The organism is Companilactobacillus furfuricola (assembly GCF_003946325.1).
In the GTDB taxonomy this organism is placed as follows: Bacteria; Bacillota; Bacilli; order Lactobacillales; family Lactobacillaceae; genus Companilactobacillus; species Companilactobacillus furfuricola.
The window spans coordinates 189976-216960 of record NZ_RHNT01000001.1; the positions used below are offsets into that span (position 1 = coordinate 189976).

The 26985-nt window shown below is 37.8% G+C and carries 20 protein-coding genes; 7 read left to right on the plus strand and 13 right to left on the minus strand.

The features are described 5' to 3' along the window. Positions 1–6: 6 nt before the first annotated feature. Genes EKM78_RS00870 through EKM78_RS00880 form a run of 3 tightly spaced genes read right to left on the minus strand, consistent with a single transcriptional unit; the run spans position 7 to position 10019 of the window. A complete protein-coding gene (locus EKM78_RS00870; RefSeq protein ID WP_125768020.1) occupies positions 7–2811 on the minus strand; it encodes a helicase C-terminal domain-containing protein in 2805 nt (934 codons plus the stop codon). 13 nt (positions 2812–2824) lie between these two features. Then, positions 2825–6499: a helicase-exonuclease AddAB subunit AddA gene (gene addA, locus EKM78_RS00875; RefSeq protein ID WP_125768022.1), complete on the minus strand. Its 3675-nt coding sequence runs from the start codon at positions 6497–6499 to the stop codon at positions 2825–2827. Then, positions 6492–10019: a PD-(D/E)XK nuclease family protein gene (locus EKM78_RS00880; RefSeq protein WP_125768024.1), complete on the minus strand. Its 3528-nt coding sequence runs from the start codon at positions 10017–10019 to the stop codon at positions 6492–6494. The genes addA and EKM78_RS00880 overlap by 8 nt, the downstream gene beginning before the upstream one ends. A 110-nt stretch (positions 10020–10129) precedes the next feature. Here EKM78_RS00880 and mvk point away from each other — a divergent pair, with 110 nt between their 5' ends. Genes mvk through fni form a run of 4 tightly spaced genes read left to right on the plus strand, consistent with a single transcriptional unit; the run spans position 10130 to position 14181 of the window. After that, a complete protein-coding gene (mvk, locus tag EKM78_RS00885; protein ID WP_245994693.1) occupies positions 10130–11080 on the plus strand; it encodes a mevalonate kinase in 951 nt (316 codons plus the stop codon). Then, the gene (mvaD, locus tag EKM78_RS00890; protein ID WP_125768028.1) at positions 11073–12038 is read left to right on the plus strand and encodes a diphosphomevalonate decarboxylase; all 966 of its coding nucleotides are present in this window, start codon (positions 11073–11075) and stop codon (positions 12036–12038) included. Before mvk ends, mvaD begins: the two co-directional genes overlap by 8 nt. Before the next feature lie 21 nt (positions 12039–12059). Further along, entirely contained in the window at positions 12060–13139 is a 1080-nt protein-coding gene (locus tag EKM78_RS00895; protein ID WP_125768030.1) for a phosphomevalonate kinase, read from the plus strand. Continuing rightward, the gene (gene fni / locus EKM78_RS00900; RefSeq protein WP_125768032.1) at positions 13132–14181 is read left to right on the plus strand and encodes a type 2 isopentenyl-diphosphate Delta-isomerase; all 1050 of its coding nucleotides are present in this window, start codon (positions 13132–13134) and stop codon (positions 14179–14181) included. Before EKM78_RS00895 ends, fni begins: the two co-directional genes overlap by 8 nt. Here the strand turns inward: fni and EKM78_RS00905 are convergent. Genes EKM78_RS00905 through EKM78_RS00915 form a run of 3 tightly spaced genes read right to left on the minus strand, consistent with a single transcriptional unit; the run spans position 14170 to position 17280 of the window. Further along, on the minus strand, positions 14170–15522 hold the full coding sequence (locus EKM78_RS00905) for an RsmB/NOP family class I SAM-dependent RNA methyltransferase (RefSeq protein ID WP_125768034.1): 1353 nt from the start codon (positions 15520–15522) through the stop codon (positions 14170–14172). The two genes, fni and EKM78_RS00905, sit on opposite strands and share 12 nt — an antisense overlap. A 10-nt stretch (positions 15523–15532) precedes the next feature. Beyond that, entirely contained in the window at positions 15533–16504 is a 972-nt protein-coding gene (locus EKM78_RS00910; protein ID WP_125768036.1) for a hypothetical protein, read from the minus strand. A gap of 14 nt (positions 16505–16518) precedes the next feature. Beyond that, on the minus strand, positions 16519–17280 hold the full coding sequence (locus EKM78_RS00915; protein WP_125768038.1) for a hypothetical protein: 762 nt from the start codon (positions 17278–17280) through the stop codon (positions 16519–16521). A 104-nt stretch (positions 17281–17384) separates the two neighbouring features. On the opposite strand from EKM78_RS00915, the gene lepB reads away from it, so the two are divergent. From lepB to EKM78_RS00930, 3 genes are all read left to right on the plus strand, one after another. Further along, positions 17385–18044: a signal peptidase I gene (gene lepB / locus EKM78_RS00920; protein WP_125768040.1), complete on the plus strand. Its 660-nt coding sequence runs from the start codon at positions 17385–17387 to the stop codon at positions 18042–18044. 54 nt (positions 18045–18098) lie between these two features. Then, complete coding sequence (locus tag EKM78_RS00925) at positions 18099–18284, plus strand: LBP_cg2779 family protein (protein WP_125768042.1); 186 nt, start codon at positions 18099–18101, stop codon at positions 18282–18284. 374 nt (positions 18285–18658) lie between these two features. Further along, on the plus strand, positions 18659–19543 hold the full coding sequence (locus EKM78_RS00930) for a helix-turn-helix domain-containing protein (protein ID WP_164507122.1): 885 nt from the start codon (positions 18659–18661) through the stop codon (positions 19541–19543). Positions 19544–19592: 49 nt separating this feature from the next. On the opposite strand, the gene EKM78_RS00935 is transcribed toward EKM78_RS00930, so the two are convergent. The 7 genes from EKM78_RS00935 to dnaG all read right to left on the minus strand — a co-directional run bounded on the left by EKM78_RS00935 (position 19593) and on the right by dnaG (position 26981). Next, a complete protein-coding gene (locus EKM78_RS00935; RefSeq protein ID WP_125768046.1) occupies positions 19593–19781 on the minus strand; it encodes a 2-hydroxymuconate tautomerase in 189 nt (62 codons plus the stop codon). A 13-nt stretch (positions 19782–19794) separates the two neighbouring features. Beyond that, the gene (pepT, locus tag EKM78_RS00940; RefSeq protein WP_125768048.1) at positions 19795–21045 is read right to left on the minus strand and encodes a peptidase T; all 1251 of its coding nucleotides are present in this window, start codon (positions 21043–21045) and stop codon (positions 19795–19797) included. A 12-nt stretch (positions 21046–21057) separates the two neighbouring features. After that, positions 21058–21861, minus strand: a complete 804-nt coding sequence (locus EKM78_RS00945) for a Nif3-like dinuclear metal center hexameric protein (protein WP_125768050.1) — start codon at positions 21859–21861, stop codon at positions 21058–21060. Next, positions 21861–22550: a tRNA (adenine(22)-N(1))-methyltransferase gene (locus EKM78_RS00950; RefSeq protein WP_125768052.1), complete on the minus strand. Its 690-nt coding sequence runs from the start codon at positions 22548–22550 to the stop codon at positions 21861–21863. The genes EKM78_RS00945 and EKM78_RS00950 overlap by 1 nt, the downstream gene beginning before the upstream one ends. A gap of 1 nt (position 22551) precedes the next feature. After that, positions 22552–23760 carry an SAM-dependent methyltransferase gene (locus EKM78_RS00955; RefSeq protein ID WP_125768054.1) on the minus strand — a complete coding sequence of 403 codons (1209 nt, stop codon included), beginning with the start codon at positions 23758–23760 and terminating at the stop codon, positions 22552–22554. A 237-nt stretch (positions 23761–23997) separates the two neighbouring features. Next, on the minus strand, positions 23998–25140 hold the full coding sequence (gene rpoD / locus EKM78_RS00960) for an RNA polymerase sigma factor RpoD (protein ID WP_125768056.1): 1143 nt from the start codon (positions 25138–25140) through the stop codon (positions 23998–24000). Between the two features lie 23 nt (positions 25141–25163). Further along, positions 25164–26981 carry a DNA primase gene (dnaG, locus tag EKM78_RS00965; RefSeq protein WP_245994702.1) on the minus strand — a complete coding sequence of 606 codons (1818 nt, stop codon included), beginning with the start codon at positions 26979–26981 and terminating at the stop codon, positions 25164–25166. Between the last annotated feature and the right edge of the window lie 4 nt (positions 26982–26985).

Consider the following 26985-nt stretch of genomic DNA (forward strand, 5'->3'; position numbering starts at 1 on the left):
TTTTAGTTAATTCAAAAACTTATTTATATCTTTTTTTATATTGGGCATGTTCTCTTGGACGATGTGGATCCCTTGTGGCAATGAGTCGATGATCTTCTTACCGTATGATTTTGTTAAAATCCGGTTATCAAGCAATAAGATGACTCCACGATCGTGAGGATTTCTTACTAAACGCCCCAGTCCTTGGCGCAGCTGCAAGATAGCTCTGGGTAAAGTATCAGCCTGAAATACGTTGATACCCTCTTGACTCATTACTTCTTGTCTTACCTTAACGTCAAGCATTTCTGGAGATTCAAAAGGAATGCGCGTAACAATTAATATTTCCAGCATTTTGTTTGGAAAATCCACGCCTTCCCAAAATGAATTCGCCCCGAGTAATACTGAACGATTACCGATAGCAAAGCGCTTTTTGATCTTCTCGTTAGTCCCAGTAACTCCTTGCGCCAAGATTTCCCATTTTTCTTTAACCGAGGTCTCCATCAGCTTATTGTAGACAGCCTCTAGTGTTGTTAAAGAATTGAATAAGATCATTGTTTGGCGATCTAGATCTTCCAGGATTTCTACAATATATCTCGTCACCATTGAATAATAATCCTCAGTCGATAAATGAGTGATATCTGAAATATCTTCTGGAATATAGATCTTGCTATTTTTAGCCATGTTATTAGCATCTGGCAAGATCATCATTTCATTGATCTGATTGCTATCAAGCTGCAGATCTAAGATAAAATGTGAAAAATCTTTTTGGATAGTGATCGCTGCACCGATGGCAAATATCTGGCTAAATGAATCAGTCGTATCCTTGATCAAACTCTTGATATCATATTGGCGCCAACTGATTTTGATAGTATTCGGCTCATAATAGTCACGCATATCAAGCTCGATGCCAAAGTCTGAATCTTCTTGTTGAATGACCTGTAGCAATTCGTCCATGGCATGCAAGGAGCGTCTGATCTTTGAATTCTCAATGATCAAATTCGAAATGATCCGCGAAAGTTCTACGGAAATGAAGTTCTTCTGGAAGTTGTACTGATCAAACAAAATATCGATTCGATTAACGACCATAGTCAATTCGACGATCAAGTCCGATAATAGGTCGACTAAGTCAGAATTGCCCTTGTTAAAGTCATTTTGATTGAGTAACAAATTGACAAATTGATCGCGCTCCTGGAGTGAAACATTGTCTTGAATACTATTTTCAAAAATGTTGAACTCCAGACGTTCCATTAATTCGTCGATTGCTTGAAAGTGCGACTCCATATCTTGGAGATCTTGATAATTCCACAATTGCGTTGTCACTTCGGTAAAGGCATAGCGTAAAGTAACGCGATTTTGATACAAGATATCGCTTAGTTTCTTCACGTATTCATTCAGTTTCAAAAAGTCAATCTTCGGCGAAGCAACATCGCGCAGATTGTCATCAAAATGGTTAGCTTCGTCGACTACCAAATATGAGTCATTGCCCCAGATAGGACTATCGATATTTCTAGCTAAATAAGCTTGATTCGTGACCAAGATCAAGGATTCACGATACTTGTTCAGTTGATATTTCCAAAAATCATCGTCAGCAAATAAGGTATTTTCCTTAGGTTCACCACGATGTCTGATGATCGTAAAAAGCGGATTGTTATAATTTGTCAGATGGAGTTCGTTAAGATCACCAGTGTCAGTAATCGTTAGCCAAACTAGCATCTTCATCTTCAATAATGCGGTGTGACGATGTCCTTGATAGTTTTCGATAGCTTCATAAAAGCGATCGATATCAATAAAATTATAACTACTCTTCACTACTTCAGCATGGTAGTTGTGTTGTGAAACTTGATTCAACAAAGGGATGGACTGATCAACTATTTGTTTTTGCAACACTTTCGTCGTTGTTGCGATAACCAATTTTTTATCGCCATTGATCAAATAAGATAGCGGCAACAAATAACCTAAGGTCTTCCCTGACCCAGTTGGTGCTTCGATCAAATTCCACTTGCTGTCAGTACTGTGTTGTTTGGCGTTTTGGTAAATATCATCCATTAATTTAGCTTGGTTTTCTCGATACTGCAACTTACCATTCAGTAACTTTTGCTTTTGTTGCTTTGATCGAGGATATTTTGTGTGTTGAGCTATTTGTTCAGTAATGTGGAACTGTTTCTTCCGCAAAACTAATCCATTTTTCTCATAAAGATAATCGGGTAATAATCGTTTATGATCGACCCGACGTTGATAAATATCTTTGAACACAAGGTTCGTTTCGCGGATCGTGTGTTTGCCTAGATCAACTAGGCTCTTTAAGGTAGTCAGAGGTAGATCTCTGATCTGGCTTTGAATAACTAAAAATAATTTGGCAGTTACTAAAGCGTCACTATCGGCGCTATGCGGATTGTCGTGCTCAATACTTAAATAACTAGTGAGGTCTTGCAACTTGTAGCTACTTACTGTGGGAAACATGATCTGTGAAAGTTCCACGGTATCGATGGCGTTAACGTTCAATTCGTTCAAGCCAACACGATTTAATTCTCGATTTAAAAATGGCAGGTCAAAGTTTACATTGTGGGCAATAAAGATCTTATTTTTCAAGAGCTTAAAAATACCTGGAGCAAGTTCTTTAAATTTAGGTGCGTCTTTGACATCTTCATCGCTCAATCCTGTTAAGGCTGTGATCCGACTTGGGATCGGCACCTCAGGATTGATCTTTTGGTTAAAAACTTTGGTTATCTCACCATCTTCGATCAACACACAGCCAAATTGAATGATCCGACCATCATCGTGCCAATTAGCATTAGTCGTCTCGAGATCAACAACAGCATATGAGTTTTTCAATATTACATCACCACTAGTCTAATTTCTCAATTTGATTGATCTTGAGGAAATAAAGATATTTCCCTGTCACTGGTTTATTTTTGATAATTGAAATTGCTTTGGCATACAAATTCAGCTGTCCAGAATAATTATTGATCTTTTCATCAATATTGTTGGTATTAACGTTATCTGTTTTATAATCAAAAATTTTTATTTCATCGTCTAATTCAATCACTCCGTCAATAATACCATGAACTAAGATCTTGTCATCACTAGTATCAATATCTTTTGCAGAATTGAACAATTTTTCTGCTGGTGCCAAGATCGAAAACGGATATTCACGCAAAACTTGCTTATGATTTGAAATGATCATTTGGCCCAAGTCACTTTGATAAAAACTGACTAAGCTATCCAAATCGATTTTTTGCGCTACTTGTTCATCCAAAACTTTTGTGTTTACCAACTGTTCTAATAAAGCTTCAAACTCGGATTTACCCGGAGTTTGTTCAATAGGGATTTTTTGGAGAACTAAGTGCGTTGCTGAGCCAATATCTGTAGCAGAAACTTTCTTTTCTTGTGCCAAAAATTGTGGACGTTTGAATTGCTTTTGCGTATATCGACCTCGGGATACGATCTCTGCTGGTGCCATTTGTTCGTCATCAGGGTCAGAAAATAGGCCTTTGATCTCAGAAACGGACTGATAAGCAGTCGTATTAACAGCGTCTTCATGAGGATATTGGAAATCTAAAATATTATCAACTGTTGTCTTGAAACGGTCACTGATTTTAGAATCGCTCACGTCTGATGCAGTTGCTTTATTTGGTTCTAGTTCTTTTAATTGATGAGTGTCAACGATCGTCAGCTGCATCTGGCTTTCGTCATTGGTAAAGTGCTCTAAGTCTAAATCATTTTGAGTCTTGTCATCAGAAATAAGGCTCATACCGATTAAATTTTGATAACTGGAGGCTGCTAATCGAAAGCCCTCATTGATCACGCCATTGTCATCTTTACGAACGTATTCCCAATTGTTGATCATTTTTTGGGGATCTTTGTCATATCCCACTAAGACTAATTTTTGCTTAGCTCTGGTCAAGGCAACATATAATAATCGCATTTCTTCAGAAACCGTGGAAATTTTCTTATCGTTGCTGATCAATGTTCGTTGAATGGTCCGAGCATTAGCACGACTCACTTGATCCAAGACACTGATCCCGATGCCTTGGTGAACATCATATAAAGTATCAGCAATATAATCTTTATTGTTAAATTTGTCATCGATATTTAGCAATATCACCACTGGAAATTCCAGGCCCTTACTTGCGTGAATCGTCATGACTTTGACACTATCATCAGTCGTTTCGATACTATTAGGCTGTGCAAGATCTCGATCCATGTCTTGCATACGTTGGATAAAACTAATGAATTTATGGAGACCCATGAAATTATTCTTTTCATAAGTATTAGCCCGTTGATACAACGCGTGTAAATTAGCAGCTCGCTGTTTTCCACCAGGCATCCCTGAAACGTATTCTAAGATCCCTGTCTCTTGATAAACTTTCCAAATCAATTTAACTAAACTATTTTTATTCGAAAAATCCCGATATCCTTCAAGTCGTTCAATGAAAGAAACCATCTTAGAAACTAATCGTTGATCTGAATCTGGTTGCTGAATGAAATCTAAAATTGCTGAATAATAGTCTACCCTCTTGTTGGCGAGCCTGATCAAAGCTAATTCCTGTTCATCCAGCCCGACGATCGGTGAACGCAAAACAGCAACTAGCGGCACATCTTGACGTGGATTGTCAATGATGTTCAGCATGGACATGATGATCTGCAATTCGGTCGTTTGGAAGTAGTTTTGCGCATCAGTTACCATGACCGGGATCTCTTCATTTGCAAAATAAGATATCAGATCCGTATTGCTGTTTTTGTTCCGCATCAAAATAGCAATGTCAGAATATTTCAGATCACGATAGCTACTCTTTTTGGCATCATAAACTTGAAAGTTTTCGGACATCATCTGTTTGATCCGCTTAGCAGCAAATTCGATTTTATCGACCCGCTTGTCGACTACCGCTGGATCCATGACTTCAATTTCAGTTTTCTTTTCGTCATTTTCTTCAGGTCCCTTAGGATTTAAAATATAAACTTCATTGGTCGAGTCAACATCATCTGGAAAATTAGTCCCCGGGATCAGTTGGACACTGCGATCGTAATCAATATCACCGATCTTACGATCTAAGATCCTCTTAAAGATAGCATTTACAAAGTCATCAACTGCTACCGAAGAACGAAAGTTCTTGGACAACTGGATCAATTCATCAGGATTGTCGTCTTGCTGGAAACGTTGATATTTGCTCGTAAAAATATATGGAGCAGCTTGCCTGAATCCGTAGATCGATTGTTTGATATCCCCAACCATGAACATATGATTATCATCGTTTGATAAAGTTTGGATGATTTGTTCTTGCATTGGGTTAACATCTTGATACTCATCGATCATGATCTCATGAAAACGGCTTTGATAAAAATCTAAGGCCACTTTTTGACCGTCGACCTCAGTATTAAAAATTTCAATGGCTTTATGTTCAAGATCATTGAAGTCCAAAGTGTGTCCTTGGTCTTTAAGTTTAGTAAATTCTTTGATGAATGCTTCTTCTACCTCGACCAGCTTTTTAACTAATCGTTGGGCATTGTGGATCGTCTTGATGGTGTTTTCTTCGTCTTGGATAAAGTAACCTTCATAGATCTTTTCATCCATTTCTGTCTTTAATTTTTTACGTTGATCTTTGACGGATTCGACGATAGTTTCGTCATCTGCCATAGCTTTGATTTCTTTTGAAACAGCTTTGACTCGATCAAACTTGAAATTTGCGACCATATCACGGACTTCGTCAAACTTAGCGTCATTGATGATCGCATCTTGGATCACTTTGATTTTAGCGATTGCATTATTAAAAACGACCACATAATTTTGGCTGAGCAGATCATTAGCAGAAATTTCAGCTAAGCTTTCCATCTCGGAGATCATGTTGTTCAAATTGTTCAGCAATTGCTTCTTGACTTTAGTTTGATAAAAATCAGAACTCACTAGGTCATCGCCGATTTGATAACTATCTGCCAGTTTATCGAGCCACAGATCAGTGTTTTCGTTGGTCACGGCAAAATTGTAGAGTCGATAAACTGTATCAGCCAGACCATCGTCAGTCTTATCGTTAGAAAAGTTCTCAGTCAGATCGAGGAACTCAAGATCAGCTTTGTTATAATATTTATTTCTGACATTGTCGAAAGCTTGTTCTTGTAATAAAGTCCTCTCCGTATCATCACTCAACAGTCGAAAATTAGGATCTAAATCGATCACGTAGTAATATTTCTTGATCACACTGAGGCAAAATGCATGCAATGTACTGATATTAGCAACGGGGACTTTGAAAATTTGTGATTGCATGTGCTGCTGTTGTTCATCACTCAGAGAATCACTGGCAACTAATTCTTTGATCCGATTGATCAAACGGTCTTTCATTTCTTTAGCGGCCGCATCGGTAAAGGTGGCAACTAGTAAATTGTCGACATTTTCACCGTTTTTGATCAATTCGATGATCCGTTCGATCAAGATAGTCGTTTTCCCTGATCCAGCAGCTGCGGAAACCAGGATATCATGTCCATGATGAAAAATTGCTTTTTGTTGATTTTCTGTCCACTTAGGCATTGTCTTTACTTTCCTCTAAAATCATTTGAATTCGTTTCAATACTTCTTTCTTTGCTTCTCGTCCATGATTGATGATCTCATGATATTCGTTTTCTGGCAGCATGGCGTCAAATTGCAGGATCGGACGATAATCACTGTACTGTAAACCAGTTTGGTTATTGCTGTCACGATAAGGATTGATCTGTAAGTTACCGGAATAGATCTTTTCGCCTGCTTGTTTGATCAAGTGACGATTATAATTCAAGATCTTAAATAGGTCGTCTTCAGAAATCGCATGTTTCTGATCAATGTAAACACCTTTGGCTTTAGATTGCTTCAAAGGTAGGATCAAAGAATTATTTCCCATTAGCAAGTCCAAATTATCTAATAGCTCCTCGTCATCGACGATCAATCCATCAAGTTTAAACTTCTTTAATAGTTCTTGTTCTAGATCGATGCCCTTTTTTAGCTGGATCTTAGGATTTTGAATGTGTTCATAAAAGGCTCCAGCGATCTTCACGTCGTCACCATTAGAAAATAAGGCTTTGTTGCTGACAAGGTTTTCCAAATAAGTCGGCATCTGCATCGTGATCCCATTCAAGAAGGCATCAAAATCAAATTTACGGCCACTAGATTTATAATCAATGACGGCTAAATAGTCGGCATTATTCAGTTTCATCTCATCGATCCGGTCGATCTTTCCTCTGACCTTGATCTGATGTCCGCCAGAAATATCATAATTCAATCCTGGCAGATCTTGCTTAGTGTTGTTCATTTTCCCAAAAGCTACTTCGGTTGCCTTGGGATTGAAACTGTTTCTCGATAATTGTTTTTGAATTATCCGTGCTAGTTGGAGCAAAGTATTCTGGGCTTTTTTAGAAATGTATCCCATTCGCTCTGAGGAGTTGAAAACCTTGTTTTCTGGCAGTTTAACTTGTTGTTCAAAAATATCTTTCACAAAATCGGCCAATTGTTGTTCATTCAAATCACGGATATTAACTTTTTTATCATTGATCATTTTAACGAAGCCATCGAGAACCGCATGATAAAGTGAACCTGTTTGCGCTGGAGTAACTTCAAAAATCTTCCGTGGCATTAATCGCAAGCCATATTTTAAGAAATACTCATATTCATTTTGGTAAAAAGTCTCCAAACGAGAAATGGAAACTTTGATGTCATCCCCATACAATTTTTCGACCGTCTCCGGATCCAAATTAGTCGGGATGTTTTGATATTTCAAAGAACTTAAAGCAAACTCCGAATCAGCCTGATCATCTTGAAGCAATTTCTTTTGGACATATTTCCACTGACCAGAAAGTTCGCTCTTGTTGTCGATCGCAGCACGAGAAACTCTGATCAAATAATTCAAACTAGATTCAGCTGAACCAATGTAACGTAAGATCTCATTTTCTTTGACCTCGTCGGGTGCTGGATTTAGCAAGATATCTTGTTCAGGGATATCAAAATGTTTTGCGATCCGCACCACGTAACTGGACAGATCTTGCTGCTTATTATCCTCAGTATAGTTAGGATAAGTAAAAATCAAGCGTTGTGATGGTGTAGTAAAAGTCAAGTCATGAAGGTAAGGCTCAGAATTGTTCATGACTTCATCAGAAGCATTCAAATACTTGTCAGCGTCCAAGTTATCTGAGATCAACTGCCGTTCTTCATCGGCTATGATGCCGTTAGACACTGAGGTGCCAGGCATATTGTTGACCGTAGCTCCCAAAATGATGGTGATCTTTCGATTGTTAGGTTGGACCATCCCTATTTCAGAAATATTGACGGCATCTAAAGTTGAAGGAATTTGCGAATATTGAGCCGTTTCAAAAGCAGCATCGATAATTTCAATGAATTCTTGCCCATTGAATTTCTCTTCACCAAAAACACTGACGTATTCATCTAAGATAGTATTAAATTTATCAACGACTTGTTCAGGTTGATCGGCACTAGTTAAATCTTCTTGGTCGATTGCTAATTCTTGCCAATTGACTAGTTCTTGAAAAACGCCGTGATCCTCCAAAAATTGATATAAAAATCCTGCTACTTGTAAGGCTTTGTGTGGCTTCTTAAAATAACTTTCCAGTTCAGAATAAATTTGCTTGATAAAAGCTCTGATATTATTTATCGATCGATAATCAGAAATCAGCTTCTGGTCAACTTGTTCATCCAAAGTGGCATCAGCTTCAATGTCGTCCCCCAGCCAATCACGTTTGGTAGAACCATTGGCCAAAACATAATTTTCAATCAGATCGACTGCTGAGCGAAATTTTGAAACATCTTGTTCTTGATATTCATCCGGTAGAAGCAACTCTGTCCGCAACAAAGCTATGGCATCTTCACTTTGCAAGCCTTTGTTATACAAATCAAATAAGAGGTCGACCAATTTCTTGAAGGGATGATCGGACATCTTTCTTTGCAGATCGATAAAGTAAGGGATTTTGTTCTCATCCATGAAAGCCTCTGTAAAGGAACTGTACTGGTTAAGATCTCTCGCTAAGATCAAGAAATCTTTATACCGGTAGCCTTGATTAGCTACCAATTGACGAATATAAGTACTAGTAGCTGACAGTTCAGCTTGCTTATTAGTACTCTTCCAGATCTGCACCGCGTTGTTAGTTGTAAATTTTTCGGGATCGATCGGATTCCCCTGACTGGAATCGACCCAGTAGTTTTCCAGCTTGGCAATATCGTCAGCCACACGTGGCATTTTAGCAAAAAGATTGTGGAACGCCACCTGATTATCTTGCGCCAGTTGCAATAATTGATGATAAGTCCCAGCAGGACGTGCATAAAAACTAGTTTTGTCAACGGGCTGTAAAGCTGGTTGATCCAAATTAAAAGAAATATTTAAGCTACCACAATTAACTAAAATCGATTTGATAACTTGCAGTTCTGATGCTGTAAAAGTTGAAAAGCCTTCAACATAAAAGTAATAATGCTTAGTATTTATTTTTTCATTGAAAAATTGAGCCAATTGATCTAGCTTAAAATTATTCGTCGCAAATTTAGCAATCTCCTCACAATAATCTCGATAGATCAAATTGACCTCTTCGATCTTTCCAGTAAATAAATTCGACTGGTTGTTTTGCATGACTTGCTCAACATCGTCGGGTGAAACTTGGCCATTTTGAAATTCAGTGAATTGCGATGTTAATTGTTGTACGAAACCAGTTTTATCAGCCATACCACCGAGGATCTTCAAATCAGGGTGATTCTTGGCAATAATGTTGCGAATGATCATTGCTGATTTAGTGTCAGTCAAAGTTTCGGTATTAAAAACATCACTTCCACGCAAAAAATACCAAGCTAAACGTGAAAGTGAAAAGCATTGAACGCGACTGGAGGCCACTAATTCGGGATGACCCTGGATCTTCCCAAAGTCATTCAGCATCTTGATCTCAGATTCAAATTTAATATGATTAGGCACGATAAAGAAAAATTCCCCTTCTGGGTCCCTTTCAAAATCTGCTTTAAATAGTTTCATCATTTCTGTATGATGATCAAATTGATTTTTACCTAAAATGAAGTTAAGTGTCATGTTTATTCTCCTAATAAAAAAATTCTATCATAGTTCAATCGCCATACAGTGGAAATAAGTTTGAAGTATGTATAAAATATAATCTTAGAGAAACTGAGGTGAATGCCGTGATGAATGGTATTGGAAAAAGTCATGGAAAGATGATCATGATGGGAGAACACGCGGTAGTCTACGGGTATCCAGCAATTGCCCTGCCGCTAGTCAGTATTCCTGTCATTATTCGGATCAAAGAAAGTAAGACTAAAACGTTATCGTCGAATTATTTTGTCGGTAGCCTTGCAGATCTACCTGAATCATTATCAGGCGTCAAATATTTGATCGACACGCTCGATAAAGAAATGAATCAAGATCAAATCAACTATTCGATTTTTATCGACAGTGGTTTACCCATCGAACGCGGATTAGGATCTTCAGCTGCCATCGGCGCAGCATTGACGAGGGCTTTTTTCGACTTCTTTGATCGGCCGCTTAGTGATGAACGCTTATTGGAACACATCAACATGTCGGAAACTGTTACCCACGGTAAAGCCAGTGGGCTCGATGCCAATACGGTCATCTCCGACTTTCCGATAAAATATAGTCAAGGGACTTCGTTTCAACATTTTTCATTTGAATCGGATGGCTTCATCGTTATTGGTGATTCGAATGTTAAAGGGAAAACTAAGCAAACAGTTAGGGATGTGCGTCGATTATTTGACGAAAATAGCGTCGTTGTAGGACAAGAATTAGCTGACCTAGGTAATTGCACTGAATTGGCTATAAAGGCTCTTAAAACTAATAATTTGAAGAATCTAGGGCAAATCTTTACTCAAGCTAATGAAATATTAACTAAACTGAATTTATCGATCCCGAAGGTCGATACGATGATCGAAGCTGCTAACAGTGCGGGCGCCTTAGGTAGCAAGATGACAGGTGGCGGTCGCGGTGGCTGCATTATTTGCGTGGCTAAGAACTTGACTAGTGCCCAAATGATCCAAAAGGCGTTACTTAAACAAGGTGCTGCCCAAACTTGGATCCAACCTTTATCAATATACGAAAATGAGGGAGCAAATATTGACTAGGATTACACGAGCATATACAAACATTGCCTTGATCAAATACTGGGGTAAAAAAGATCAACAGCTGAAATTGCCCCAAACTAATAGCCTTTCGCTAACGTTAGACAAGTTTTATACCGATACAACAGCTAAAGTGATCGATAGCGATAAAGATATCATTTCTTTAAACGACACGATCCTTGACGACAAAGCTTCCGGTCGCACTAGGAAATATTTAGATACAGTGAGAAACATGTACGGACTTGCCCAACATTTTCAAATCGAATCGGTCAATCATGTTCCGATATCTGCGGGATTTGCCTCCTCTGCTTCCGGTTTTGCTGCATTAGCTGGGTCGATCAATGAATGTTTAGACTTAGGATTGACCCGCAAAGAACTATCGATCTTAGCTCGAAATGGCTCTGGTTCAGCTAGTCGTTCGATTTTTGGTGGATTTGTTGAATGGCATGCCGGTCATTCCAACGAAACTTCATTTTCTGAACCGATCGATGAAGATCCTGATATTGACCTAGTCTTACTGTCAGTCGTGATTTCGGAACAAAAGAAATCAATTTCATCGACAATTGGGATGGAATTATCAGTTAAAACCTCCCCATTTTATCCAAATTGGAGTACACTAGTGGCTTCAGAGATACAAGAGATTAAGCAAGCAATTGCTCAAAAAGATATTACGAAAATTGGCGAGATAGCAGAACACAATGCTTTATCAATGCACGCTTTAACACTTTCTGCTCAGCCACCTTTTACTTACTTTGCTCCAGAAACAGTTGAGATTATTCAAGCAGTTAAGCATTTGCGTCAACAAGGAGTATTCGCATATGTTACTATTGATGCTGGTCCAAATGTTAAAATAATTTGTAATAATAATTCTGTTAATCATGTTAATGATTACATCACGCAACATATCAAGAATGTTTCAACGTTTGAAGCACATATTGGAAAAGGTATACAATACATCTGATATTTGGGAAGGTATGATATTTTGTCCACTGGAATTGCACCTGGAAAACTATATTTAGCAGGAGAATACGCCGTTGTAGAAACTGGCTTCCCTGCTGTGATCGCCTCGGTCGATCAATACGTCAAAGTTACCGTTACAAAGGCTAAGGGTAGCGGAACGATCCAATCAAAAAACTTAAATAAACAATTGATCCACTGGAATCGTCAAGGAACGAAATTAGTCTTTGACGACACCGAAAGTCAATTAGCATATATACTTACCGCTATCAAATTCGTTGAAAGATATGCGATCGAAAACAACAAGAAACTAGCTTATTACGATCTACTAGTAACTAGTGAACTTGATTCTGATGACGGGAAGAAATTTGGTCTAGGAAGCTCAGCGGCAATAACAGTTGCCGTAGTTAAAGCACTAGGCTCCTTTTATGACCTCGATTTATCCAAAATGGATGTTTACAAGCTAGCATCAGTTGCTCATTTGTCGGTTCAAGGAAATGGTAGCCTTGGCGATATTGCTGCCAGCGCTTTTGGTGGCATTATCGCTTACAAGTCGCCTGATCGAAATTGGGTTTTTAATATGGTGAGAAACCACAGTTTAAAGAAACTACTCAAATTGGATTGGCCTAACTTGAAAATCGAACCACTTCATTTGCCAAAAGAGCTAGAAATGGTCGTCGGTTGGACTGGTTCACCCGCATCGACCTCGATTTTAGTTGATCGAATAGCACTGACTAAAGCTCAAAAAGTCGATAAATATCAACACTTTTTGAAATCGAGCCGTAACAGCGTCGAACAATTGATCAAGGGCTTCAAAAATAGCGATGCCGAGATGATCAAGAAAATGATCAGTGATTATCGTAAAGTCTTGACGGACCTAGCACATTTCAGTGACGTTCACATCGAGACTAAACTACTTACCAAGTTGTGCGATATTGCCGAAAAACTCGGTGGCGCAGCCAAAACCTCCGGTGCCGGCGGTGGTGATTGCGGCATTGTTATCAGCAATAAAGATCTCAATTTAAAGAATCTTAAAAATGAATGGAAAAAAGCTGGCATTACCCCACTTAAATTAAAAATCGGAGAAATAATCGACCATGCCTAAACAGGATGAACAAATTCAACGAAAAGTTGAGCATTTGTTTTTAGCGGAGAAGTTTTATAATCAAGAATCATTTGCCGGATTTGATCAGGTCAGACTTTTACATGATGCCCTACCCGAATTAGCGACTGATAAGATCGATCTCTCAACGGACTTTTTAGGCCATACGGTCTCTTATCCGTTTTATTTCAATGCGATCACAGGTGGTTCCAAGCAGTCTGGTAAATTCAACGCTGAACTTGCCAAACTAGCAGCTGAATTCAACATTCCTGTATCTAGCGGTTCAATGGGGGTTTATTTTCGGATCCCAGAGACGAAAGACAGTTTTACGATTTTGCGTGAAAATAATCCGAATGGTGTAGTTATCGCGAACCTCTCTGGCAAAGCCAATGAAAAACAAGCTCAACAAGCAGTTGAGTTAATTCATGCCGATGCATTGCAGATCCATTTGAATGTCTTACAAGAATTAGCAATGCCGGAAGGTGATCGTGAATATTACTGGGCAGACAATATTAAATCGATCGTCAATAATTTAACAGTGCCCGTGATCATCAAAGAAGTTGGTTTTGGGATGACCAAAGAAACTATCGCTAAACTGATTTCCTTAGGCGTTAAAAATATCGACATCTCTGGCTTTGGTGGCACTGATTTTGCTGAAATCGAAAGTGCTCGCAATCACGAGCTCGATTTAACTTATTTAGACCAGCTTTCGCTTTCGACAGTTGAATCATTGCTAGAAGCTAAACAATTTGCTAGCGAAGCTAACATATTTGCCTCCGGAGGCATCAAAGAAGCTTTTGATATTATCAAAGCTTTAGCTATGGGAGCTAAGTCAGTCGGGATCTCAGGACTAGCCCTACATCATTTGCAAAAGTACTCATACGAAGAAACCAAGATATTCTTTGAAGTCATGATAACTCAGCTAAAAATACTAATGGCTGCCATTGGCGCCAAACAAATTTCTGACATCAAAAAAGCCCCGATCATTTACGATCAGGACTTAATAAATTACGCTAAACAGCGCAAAATCGATCTAACGTCTTAATCCTTTGGGATAGACGTTTTTTATTTGCTTATTGCTGTATCGACCCCAAGAGAATAGTTTATTGCGATAACTCAGGCCGATCCATTTATTGGAAAAATCCGGTGTCTCTTGCAATATCAGGGCTTCACCGTGTAAATATTTCTTAAATTGCTCATCATTTAATTCATAAACCGTCTTCAGTTCATTAGGTTGGATCGCCAATATCATTGCGATATCGGGTTCCAATCTATTTTTTTTGAACTCTCCTAGTTTCAATCCGTTTCGTAAAATGTGCAATTTTTTAAAGCGAGTATCGAAACTTGCAGCTTGATACAAGAAATCATTTAGTTTAAACAAGTTGTTGGTTGGTGTTTGGTTGAGGTTGGCCTTTGCGAATTTTTGAATTAGTGCCAGGTCATCTTTCTTGATGCCATCATTAAAAGTCTTGACGTGAAGTTTGCCTGGTTCACCCTTTTTGACCATTTTACACATAAAATGACCTTCACCTTTAAATTGATCTGGAAACATGCGAAGAGCCTTTCTTAATTCAGGATTGCCGTTCCCCCATTCAGGTCTTCCGTCTTCCATCCCAGGATATTTTGTCACCGGAAGCAATTCAATATCGTCATATTTATTCAAAAAATAATCGATATTCATTTCGTTTTCTTCTGGCGCAAAAGTACAAGTTGAATAGACGAGCGTCCCACCAGGTTTCAATAATTGATAGGCGGAATCCAAGATATGTTTTTGCCGGTTAGCACATTGCTCAACATATTCTTGCGACCAATATTTGACTGAATCAGGATCCTTTCGAAACATTCCTTCTCCAGAACATGGAGCATCAACTAAGATCTTGTCAAAATATTCAGCAAATGGCTTTTCGAAGTCTTGTGGCGAGTTATTAGTCACTACTGTATTGGATATCCCCATTCTTTCGATGTTCGAGGACAAAACCTTAGCACGTTTGTAATTGATCTCGTTACTTACCAAAAGTCCCTGTGAGGCCATTTTAGTGGCCAAATACGTACTCTTGCTTCCTGGAGCCGCGCAGAGATCTAGGACTGATTCCGAAGGTTTAGGATCGACTAATTCTGAAACATACATTGCACTAGGTTCTTGCGAGTAGACATATCCGGCCAGATGATCAATGCTATTCCCATCGACATTACCGTAATAACCAATATTGGAATATTCGATCGGTTGACTTTTGTCACAGTCAACATTTTGATAGTCAGCTTTTAGCGGGTTTAATCGAAAAGAGTCCAAGCTCTTTGCCTCCATTGCTGTAAAAAGCTTATCGGCACGATCACCGAGTAACTGTTGGTATTTTCTTTTAAATTCTTGACTTAAATTCACGCTCATAAGATGCTGGTCACTCCGTTTTTTTAACAAAATAGATTTGGTAGATACCGACGACGATGGCGGCAATGATGGATATTATCAAATAAGTATTGAAAGTCGAATGACTAATAATAACGATCTTCCACTTGCTCCATAAATATGCGGCTAAATAAGGGATCATTGTAAATAATAAATAACGGATCAAAAGCCCATTTCGATAATTATTCTTAAGGTCACCGGTCAAATTAGTTTTCTTCACATCAAAACGCAATGGTAACAAAATATAAATCTCTACAGCGATGGTCACTAAGAACGTCAACAATAATGAAATGATATACATGTTACCGCTTGAGTTAGTTTTGATCTCACTGAAATCATCAGTTTGTGGACTATATTTATGAGTTGAACTAACTTTTAACGTTTTCTTCATTTTGGATAGATCTGTCTTTGAAGAAACGATTGGACCATCTACTACCGGGATCACATCATTTAATTGCAAATTAGCTTGGTTTTGGACTGGTGAAATCGAAACTAAAGTTTGCTCGTTCAATATCTTAGCATTATTAAACCCGATCGTACCGATCACAGAGACGTAACGTTTGCCAGTCTTGATGTATTGCTGAGTTTGCGGTTTGTAACTAGGAACATCAGCTTGTTGACCACGGACTGCAAAAGGGATCTCCGAATTAAAATCAGACTTAGAGAAATAGCGACCATTGACAGTCGGCAATTTGCGCAAAGTATGGTTACTATATAAGTAACCAAAGTTACTATTATCTTTGTCAAAAAAGATTATTTGGTAATGTGCTAATTTTGAATCGCTCAATTTCTTGACGGCACTAGTCAAATTTTGTTTAGAGTTCGTTTTTAAAACCGTTGCGCTTTCACTCATACCTAATCGATTCATCGTGTTGTTGTATTTGACGGAATCATTCCGTGAAATTGCTACTGCTGCTAAAAGCACTACCAAAAAGATAATAATGCTAGAAATAACTTTCTTCATTGTTCCACCTATATTTACTTAATTAAAAATATTTTATCATTGACTAAATCATATTGAGGATATTTTTGATTCAATTGCTCGATCCTAGGATCTTCAACGATATCAATTTTATCCCAAAATTCATGACTGTTGGTTGCCCCATATGGTTCCCCGATCACAAAAAACTTCAGTTTAGTTTGACGGATCTGTTCCAAGATCTTTGTATCGATGGTATTTTTGTCTGGGCTCCAGGCTAAAACAACCGCTGATACTTGGTCTTTAAAATGTTGGATCGCAGAAAGTGCATCAAATTGTTGAACAGCGGTCAATTGATTTTTACCCGTGGGACTTTCAGTCGACCAACTCAGATCGTCGGTTGCAATCGATTTGATCATTTGATCACTAAAGCCTTTGGAGATATAGCCATTACCTGCCATCAATTCTAAATAAGTTTCATTAGGAAACAGTTGCGCCCAAGTCTGCATTAATTCTTCCGTAATGGTTGCCCAGTAGCCGAATTCGTCTTGCAAGTAAGTTCGAAAATCAGCAATTTTTTTATCAAAAAGTTCCAGATCTGCAATGATCTGTTTCAAATCACCGGTGTCTTGATCGGCATAATTGGCCAAATAGTTAGTTAACTGGGATTCCGTTAATTCAAAATGAATGAACCGATGCTTCGGTAGTCGCCCCTCGTTTAAAGCATCAACAATATGTTGCATAAAATTGATTCTAGCATTAAAGACTTGCGATTGTGGTAATCGTTTGGAGATTTCTTTTAATTGGTCGATATAATCCAAGATAAACTGTCCTTTTATTAAATTATCATTTCTAATACTACATTTTATTTCAAATAATTGCGAAAAAGTATAATATTCTAAGTAGTACAACTTTGAGGTGAAATATGGCAAAAAATAATCAAAAGAAACGCCCCGAGAAGGAAGAGTCAGGGTGGAAGTTTTGGCTACAGACGATTTTATTAACTATCGTCTTGTATGCAATTATTATGCTAGCGTTCAAATTTACGTTAGCCAATGAGCGAGTCTCCGGCCCTTCAATGCAACCAACATTTGAAGATGGCCAGAAATTACTTGCCGTCAAACATACCAACATTCAGCGTGGCGACGTCATTATCTTAAAGGCACCTGACGAAGCAGGCTCATTTTATATCAAACGTGTCATTGGAATGCCCGGAGATACTATCGTATCAAAAAATAACAAAATGTACATCAACGGAAAACGATACAAGGAATCATTCTTAGATGCTGGTAACAAGATCAAAGAAAAAGCTCCTAACGTCTATGCTGGTAAAGGTTATGGTTGGACTTACAATTTCACATTAAGTCAATTGGCTCAATCACCTGAGTATCAACAAATCTACAGCAAGAGTTATTTAAACAAAGTCAAAAAGACTAATAAGGTTCCCGCTGGTACTTACTTTGTAATGGGAGATCACCGAACTGTTTCTAAAGATAGTCGCTTGATCGGCTTTATCAAGAAAGATTCAGTTGTAGGTGAAGTCAAATGGCGTTATTGGCCATTAAACGAATGGACAGTTTTCTAAAATAATGTGCGAAATTTAGTCTTAATGATATGATTGATTATGGAGGTCATGAATATGGATAAACCTAATATTTCAGAAATGATAATTGAGTATGAAAAGAATAAAAATATGAATGACACACAGTTTGCTTTTGAAAGTCATTTGTCAGTTGAAAGAGTTCATAACCTCAAATCTGGTGGTTACGAAGCAACTCCTGATGAAGAAAAAGTAATTCTTGAATACATTAAGCTTCACAGTTAATCTTTAGAATTAAGCTTTTGAATTATACGATAAGACTGAGTTAATCAGTCTTATTTTTTTTGTTATCTTTTATCATCATATAGAAGCGTGTTAGATTTAGAAAAAACAATCGTACTCCCCCCACTCTCTTACGAATTGAATACTTATTATTGCTGCTCATTACCAAATTTAAATAGACATCAACAAGAGTATTTGAAGACGAACTTGTTCGAATTTGAATTATCATTCAAATTCTAAAGAAATAAGACGTGTGAAATCAAGTCGTTTTGAAATGATTATTTTGCATTCGTTGTCTAGTTATATTACTATATGTAATAAATATTCGTTTTGAATCTAATATTATAATATATATGAATATTAGTAAGGTGGTTTGTATGTTTTTAGGATCTGAATTTAAAAAGCATCGCTTGGCAAAAAAATTAAATCAATTAGATGTTAGTCGAGGGATTTGTTCTCAAGCGTTTATTTCCAAAATTGAAAATTTAAATATCTCCCCTTCTGTCGATGTTTTGCTCAAACTTTGTCAGCGAGTGGATCTATCTTTAAATGATTTATTTTCCGAGTTTAGTAATCTTCCTTCAAATAATTTTATCAATGATAAAATCCGTCGATCAGACCTGTTGTTTCAGAATGGCGATTATCTTCAGTCTAAGGATGTTTTGTTGTCTTTAGATATAAGTTCCTTAACTAAGGTCCAAAACACTCACATACACTTTGTATTAGGATTGATTTCAAGTGATCAAGATCTAGATGAAGCCATTTTTCAATTTAACTTCACGCTACAATCTCTAGACAATAAAAGTGTTAATTTTTGGAAATTCATGGCTTATGTTGGATTAGCTAACGCCTACTTAAAAAAAGAGGCTGTAGATAAGCAACAATACTATATGAAATTGGCTGATCAATACTTCATTGAATTTGATCTCTTCGATGATTTAGAATTTTATTATTTTCTTAGTGCAATTACTGAGCTTGCGGCATACTTTACGGCACAAAATGATTCGGAAACTGCGGAAAAATACATTCGTCTAGGAATTAACCCCCGTCACGGATACCTTTCAGCTGAATTTACTGACAAGCTATTTTTTCTTGCAGCACAAAATGCTAAGCCTGCCGAGCAAAACTATCAAGCAAAGATCAGCCATTCTCTGACGATGGCGATTGCCTTTGCGGATTTTAATAAAAATCAAGTTTTACTCGATCAAATCAACGATTTCATGCAACAAAATAATATTCGAGAATTAAAAATCAAACCCTAATATCAGGGCAAAAAAAATAAGGCTTCAGTTGAAGTCTTATTTTTTTTGATTATTTTTCATCGCTAGCGCGCACGCCACCAACTGAGTAATGATCTTTTGACATTTCATTTAAAACAATGTGGATGTGTTCAGCAGGCGCACCAGCATTTTTTGAAATAGCATCTGTTACATCCTTTACTAAACCTTTCAATTGTTCTGAGGAACGTCCTTCTATCAAATCAATGTGTACTAATGGCATAACCAATCACTCCTTAATTATTTTTTCGTTCGTTATTTAGTTTAACAATTTCTAGTATAACATCAACTGCTGCTTCCATGGACTCAACAGCCACATATTCGTATCTACCATGCATATTTTCGCCACCGGCAAATAGGTTTGGCGTAGGAAGTCCCATAAAGGAAATCTTGGAACCATCAGTCCCACCACGGACCGGAGCTTCATCTGGCTCGATATTCAAGTTCTTCATTGCTTGTTCCGCAATTTTAACTACATCCATGTGATCTTTGATAACATCGATCATATTGTAGTATTGATCCTTCATATCGATTTCAACAGTATTGGCACCATACTTCTGGTTTAATTGATCGACTATTTCTTCTACTTTAGCTTTACGATCATTCAATCCCTCACGTTCAAAATCTCGAATGATGTAAGACATTTTGGCACTGTCGACAGTCCCATTGAGTGACAACAAATGGTAAAAACCTTGTCTACCAGCAGTTTTTTCAGGAATTTCTTCATCTGGTAAAGCATTTTGGAAATCATTTGCAACACCTAAAGCATTGATCATGATCCCCTTAGCTGAACCAGGATGTACATCTTTACCGTTGATTTTGACCTTCAAAGCTGCTGCTGAGAAAGTTTCATATTCTAGTTGACCGACTGGACCACCATCGACTGTGTAAGCAAAATCAGCACCGAAATCTGCAACATCGAATTTATCAGCACCGGTCCCAATTTCTTCATCAGGTCCCAGACCGATGACGATCTTTCCGTGTTTGATTTCTGGATGGGCAACTAAATATTCCATGGCAGTAATAATTTCTGTAACTCCAGATTTGTCATCAGACCCTAGTAAAGTGTCACCACTAGTTGTGATCAATGTTTGACCAGCATATTTCTTCAATGAAGAAAATTCTTTTGGATCAAGTTTGAACTCGCCTTTGTCATCTAAATCGATCACACTTTTACCGTCATAGTTTTCAACCACTTTAGGTTGAATATTCTCTGAATTAAAATCAGCTGTATCAACGTGTGAGATCAATCCTAAAACTGGAACATCGTAGTCTAGGTTTGAAGGTAATTCGGCTATTAAATATGAATTTACTGGATGAATTCGAATATTCTCCAAACCAATATTAACTAATTCATCTTCAAGCTTCTTTAAAAATACAGTTTGTCTGGAAGTTGATGGAACCGTAGTTGAATCCTCGTCTGATCTAGTATTTTCTTTAACATATCCTAGAAAGCGAGGTAGTAATTTCTCATATTTAGTAGTCATTTTCTTCTCCCCTTAAATAAAGTTGTATGGTTCGGTGTTTACGTTTGATTTGATAATGTTAAGGTCCCAATGATAAGCGTTAGACCAGTCTGAAAGCTTATGTGCCATCTTTTCAATAAAAATGGCTTCGATATGATGTCCCGGATCAACCACATTCAATCCTGCTGACATCATGTCATGAGCGGTATGGTAGTAAACATCACCAGTAATAAAGGTATCTGCTCCTGATCTTAAAACTTCAGGATAAAATTTACCAGCATCTCCACCGATCAAAGCGACCCGTTTTACTGGTTGCCCCTTCTCAGATTTAACATAACGTAAATTTTGGAGACCATAAGTATCCCGAACTTTCTTGGCAAAATCTAAAAGTTCCATTGGTTCGTTGAGATCGGCGACCCGACCAATTGAGTAATCGTCATCCGGGTCAAGATACTCTGAATCTTTAATGTCAATATTCTCACGGAGACGTTCCATCAACCAATCATTCATACCACCGTGAGCCTTATCGAGGTTAGTGTGAGAGGCATTGACCGCGATATCATTTGCCAAAAGATCTCGATACATTTGGTTTTGTGGTGATGAAAGATCTAGATTTCTAGCAGCATGGAACATGATCGGATGATGTGCCAAAATCAAATCGACCTGGTTGTCAATTGCCTCTTGAACCACTTTAGGCCGCACATCTAGCGTCGTCATCACCGTGTGGATCTCCTTATTCCGGTCACCGATTTGAAAACCAGAAGGATCGCCATCCATCTTGATGCTTAATGGAGCAAACTCTTCTATTTTATTTAAAATATCTTGAACTTTTACCATTACAAAATCTCCTCAATGTACTTAATATAGTCATTCATTTGAGCAATTTTGGCTTGATCGATTTTCTTAGCGTGTTGCATATTTGTTACTGCATTTCGATAGTTCTGCAATTTATGTGACCATTTCTGGGCGAAAGTCATTGATTTCTTTTGCATCAACACTGGACCCATCAAAATTTCCGCCTCAGAAAGCGGCTCGATCTCGTTTTGGAAATTAGCTTTGATAATTTCATAAATGTGATGCTCATCTTCCACGATATCTTCGTCAACGATTGCGAAATGATGTTTGATCAACCACTGTCTAACCAGAGGTTCGCCAATATTTGGCTGCAAGATCAAAGTTTGGACATTTGCTAGTTGATCTGGAGTAGCACGCGTTAAAATGTCCGAGATCAAGATCCCGCCCATTCCTGCAATAACTACTGTATCGATCTTATCAGCCGGCTTGATCACGGCCAGACCGTCACCTAGTCTGACATCGATCTTATCAGCGAGCTGATATTTCTTGATGTCTTCTAGTGAGCGGTCGCGAGGTCCCTCTGCCACTTCGCCGGCAATTGCAAAGTTTATTACTTGATTATTTACTAATTCCACTGGTAAATAAGCGTGGTCAGAGCCGATATCGGCCAACCGCGCATTTTGATCTACCATTTTTGAAACGATACTAAGTCGCTTTGATAATAAAGTCACTCTATTCTGTCACCCGTTCTGCAGTTTGCTTGTCTTTTTCAGTCATATACTCACGAGTCATTGGCATACTGCTACCGCTGGCACCGTTTGTTAATAAATATTGTATAACATCAATGTTCCCACTTTCAAATGAAGCTGCACAAGCTTGCAAATAAAGATCCCACATTCTGACGAATCTCTCATCAAACATATCTTCAACTTGATCTTCGACTTTCAAAAAGTTTTGATGCCAAATTTCAACAGTCTTTTGATAATGTCTTCTAAGTGGTTCGATATCATCGATTTGGAGTTTGGCGTCCATAATATGACCGATGTTTTCTTTAATGTCAGGAATGTACCCACCTGGAAAGATATATTTAACTAACCAAGGATCAACGCCAAGTCCCTCGTGTTGACCAGTAATACCGTGGATCAAAGCAGTTCCATTTGGTTTGAGCATGCGCTTAACAGATTGGAAATAACCCTCAAGATGCTTTTGGCCAACGTGTTCAAACATACCAACCGAAACAACATGATCGAATTGTTCGTTGACTTCACGATAATCTTCTAAAATAACTTCCATTTGATCTGTCAAATGTTCTTCTTGGATCTTGTTATTAACGTAATCGTATTGTTCTTGACTTAAAGTTACCCCTTTAGCCTTCAATCCATATTCTTTAGCGGCAGTGAACATCATGGTGCCCCAGCCACAACCGATATCGATGATAGACTCTCCAGGTTTAGTATTTAATTTATTTAAAATATGATGAACCTTGTTCATCTGCGCAGTTTCTAAATCGTCTTCAGGCGTCCGGAAGTAAGCGCATGAATAAGTCATAGTATCATCCAACCATAACTTGTAAAAATCATTACCGATATCGTAATGCTCTTGGATCTCTTTCTTATTATTCTCCTCAGAATGACTAAATTGAGGAATGATCTTCTTTAATTTAGTGCTAGACATAAAACTATCTGATTGCGTATAGGCTGATGTGATAAGTTTTTGGATCGACCCCTCGATCTCAATGTCTTTATTCATATAGGCTTCACCCAATGTTAAAGTTGCATGTTTTACAACTTCAGAAATGGGAACTTCCTTGTTGAATTTGATTGTTATGTCAGATTTTCCTTCTGGTCCGTACTTTTTCTCTTTGCCATCCCAGAAAATAATGGTTATGGGAATAGTAAACGACCGTTTAAAAATCTGATCGTAAATAGTTTTATCTAACATAAAAATCCTCCAAAAATTGAATATACTTTATTGTAAATCAAAATGAATCAAAACAAAAATATTATTAATTTTTTCAGAAAACAATTAATCAATGCTTGCTATTAAGCCATTGATTTGGCCTAGTGCTTGATATTTGATCTTTTACATATTATTGCCAAAAAAAAATAACAATGCCAAAAATAGACATTGTTATTTTATGATTAATATATCAACTGATAATTGAATTTTAGGATACTTTTACTCTAAAAAGTCTTTCAATTGTTTTGATCTTGAAGGATGACGTAATTTACGAAGTGCTTTTGCTTCGATTTGACGAATTCTTTCACGAGTAACACCAAATACCTTACCCACTTCTTCAAGAGTTCTGGTCCTACCATCATCCAAACCAAAGCGTAGACGAAGGACGTTTTCTTCACGATCTGTCAATGTATCAAGAACATTCTCAAGTTGTTCCTTCAACAATTCGTATGAGGCATGATCTTCCGGACTAGTTGCATCTGAATCTTCGATGAAGTCTCCCAAATGCGAATCATCCTCTTCACCAATAGGAGTTTCCAAAGAAACTGGTTCTTGAGCGATCTTCAAGATGTCACGAACTTTAGTTGTTGCCATATCCATTTCAGCACCAATTTCTTCAGGGAGCGGTTCACGACCTAAATCTTGAAGTAATTGACGTTGGATACGGATCAATTTGTTGATCGTTTCGACCATATGAACTGGGATCCGAATAGTTCTAGCTTGATCAGCGATTGCACGCGTAATAGCTTGTCTGATCCACCATGTGGCATAAGTAGAAAACTTAAAACCAAGACGGTAGTCGAATTTCTCAACGGCTTTCATTAATCCCATGTTACCTTCTTGGATCAAATCAAGAAATTGCATACCACGACCGACATATCTCTTAGCAATAGAAACAACCAAACGCAAGTTAGCTTCTGCTAGTCTCTGCTTAGCTTCCTCATCACCTTGTTCGATCTTCAACGCTAAATCTACTTCTTGTTGAGCGTTTAGTAGAGGAACACGACCGATTTCTTTTAAATACATCCGAACAGGATCATTTACTTTGATATCAGCTGGAGCAGCAGTATCTTTAGAGCTTGGTTCCTTCTCATCTTTCTTTTCCTTGAGAAGAGCCAATTTACTTGGATTACCGTCATCATCGACAACAGCAACACCCTTGTCCTGCAGTTGTTCCAGTGTATCATCCAAAGTGTCATCTTTTAGAGAGAATGGCTTGATCAATTTCTCAGTCAACTCAGTTTCAGTCACTTGACCTTGCTTCTTCTTATCTTTAATTAAAGCTTTAATTGCTGACTCTAATTCTTTACTTGATTTAACGACCTTTTTGCTTTTTGATACTGTTGTTTTCTTTGTTGCCATATATATTATTCCTCCAGTATGCATTAATTGCTAGCTAACAACTTCCTTACTCTGATCAACTCTTGGGTAAGTTGTAACTGTAACTCATTGTCACCCACCATCGCCGCCTTTTTTAGTTGTTGATTGATATCTGTGATTTTAAATTCCAAACTCGAGTTTTCAATATTGCCGATGTAATCTTTGATCTCATCGTCATTGTACTCGGGAGGCATTTTCATCATCTCAATATCGGCAAGTACGTTTTTATTCTCTTCATCAAGTACGTTCATGAAGTCTGCTGCTTGTATTTCATCATTTACATCACGATCTGAAGCATATTCGATCATTTTATCAAAAATCGTTTGATAATTTTGATGAACGAATTTGATCTCATTTCCCTTTAACATCGAACGTATCTCCGGAAAATTCAGTGCCCAATAAATCAAATTACGCTCAGACTTTTCAACTCGGTCAAATTTTGTCGGAACGGAGGCCGTGGTTTGTTCCAACTTGGCATGTTCGATATTCTTGTAATTATTGGCCGGTTGATTGATCGAATTCTTCCGTCGTGCTGTAACTAGTTCTTTATTGATCGAATCCTTAGTGATATTCAGCTCGTCTGCTAATCGAGTCACGTACATATCCAATTCGACTGGTGATTTGATCTTAACTAACTCGTTAATGGCTTGTTTCAAAAATTCGATCTGATCGTGCTGATTAGTCAAATTATACTGCCGTTTAAAATAATTAAGAACAAATGCGATCGATGTCTGAACAGAATTCTCAGTTAAGCTCTTAAACTTATCTGGTCCAGCACTGCGAATGTACTCATCTGGATCTTTTTGATCTGGAATACTGATCACTCCATAAGTAAAGCGCTCATCATTTAATTGCGTTAACGCTCGATAAGTCGCCTTGACTCCTGGATCATCACCATCGTAACAAACGTTGATCTGGTCGGTTAATCTGCTCAATGAGTATAGTTGATCATCGGTCAAACTGGTACCCATTGAGGCAACGCCATTAGTTACACCAGCTTTGTAAGCACTCATGACATCCATAAAACCTTCGAACAAAATCACATTGTTCTTCTCACGAATACTGTGCTTTGCTAAGTTGATGTTAAAAATAGTTTTTCCCTTGTTGAATATTGGTGTTTCCGGACTATTGAGATACTTTGCTACCCCTTCAGTCTTATTCAATATCCGTCCAGAAAAGGCAATGATACTGCCATTTTCATCTTTAATCGGAATCATCACACGATCACGAAAGCGGTCAAATAATTCACCGGAATCATTTTCAGCGAATAATCCAGATTTCTTCAGGACAGTATCATCTATGGAACGATCTCTAAAAAATTGTAACAATAAATTTGAATTATTAGGTGCATAGCCTAAATCGAATTCTTCAATCAAATCAGAGTTGATATTACGATCCGTCAAATAACGCATCGCAACATCACCGTTTTCTGTTTTGGTCAAAATGTGAGAATACAACTTGGCAGCTTCAGCATACATTTGCATTAGTTGTCGATGACTATTGTTTTGAACAGGTGAATTAGAAGGTTGAAATTTGTCAGGTACAGTGATGTTACCCATTTCCGCAACTTCAATTACTGCCTCGGGAAAACTCTTGTCTTCGATTTCCATGATGAATTTAAAAACATTTCCACCACGGCCACAACTAAAGCAATGAAACAACTGCTTATCTTCTGATACTGAGAAAGACGGAGTCTTTTCAGGTTGAAAAGGACAGAGACCAAACAAGTTCTTCCCCGACTTCTTCAGTTGAACATATTTGCTAATAACATCAGCGATATTAGTTTTAGAGGAGACTTCTTCAATAAATTCTTGTGGAATCATTGTT

Coding starts and splice junctions, on each gene's coding strand:
- fni (WP_125768032.1), top strand. CDS start 13,132: ATGCCTAAACAGGATGAACAAATTCAACGAAAAGTTGAGCATTTGTTT.
- mvk (WP_245994693.1), top strand. CDS start 10,130: ATGAATGGTATTGGAAAAAGTCATGGAAAGATGATCATGATGGGAGAA.
- pepT (WP_125768048.1), bottom strand. CDS start 21,045: ATGACTACTAAATATGAGAAATTACTACCTCGCTTTCTAGGATATGTT.
- rpoD (WP_125768056.1), bottom strand. CDS start 25,140: ATGGCAACAAAGAAAACAACAGTATCAAAAAGCAAAAAGGTCGTTAAA.
- EKM78_RS00910 (WP_125768036.1), bottom strand. CDS start 16,504: ATGAAGAAAGTTATTTCTAGCATTATTATCTTTTTGGTAGTGCTTTTA.
- EKM78_RS00945 (WP_125768050.1), bottom strand. CDS start 21,861: ATGGTAAAAGTTCAAGATATTTTAAATAAAATAGAAGAGTTTGCTCCA.
- lepB (WP_125768040.1), top strand. CDS start 17,385: ATGGCAAAAAATAATCAAAAGAAACGCCCCGAGAAGGAAGAGTCAGGG.
- EKM78_RS00935 (WP_125768046.1), bottom strand. CDS start 19,781: ATGCCATTAGTACACATTGATTTGATAGAAGGACGTTCCTCAGAACAA.
- dnaG (WP_245994702.1), bottom strand. CDS start 26,981: ATGATTCCACAAGAATTTATTGAAGAAGTCTCCTCTAAAACTAATATC.
- EKM78_RS00955 (WP_125768054.1), bottom strand. CDS start 23,760: ATGTTAGATAAAACTATTTACGATCAGATTTTTAAACGGTCGTTTACT.
- EKM78_RS00925 (WP_125768042.1), top strand. CDS start 18,099: ATGGATAAACCTAATATTTCAGAAATGATAATTGAGTATGAAAAGAAT.
- addA (WP_125768022.1), bottom strand. CDS start 6,499: ATGCCTAAGTGGACAGAAAATCAACAAAAAGCAATTTTTCATCATGGA.
- EKM78_RS00880 (WP_125768024.1), bottom strand. CDS start 10,019: ATGACACTTAACTTCATTTTAGGTAAAAATCAATTTGATCATCATACA.
- EKM78_RS00930 (WP_164507122.1), top strand. CDS start 18,659: ATGTTTTTAGGATCTGAATTTAAAAAGCATCGCTTGGCAAAAAAATTA.
- EKM78_RS00905 (WP_125768034.1), bottom strand. CDS start 15,522: ATGAGCGTGAATTTAAGTCAAGAATTTAAAAGAAAATACCAACAGTTA.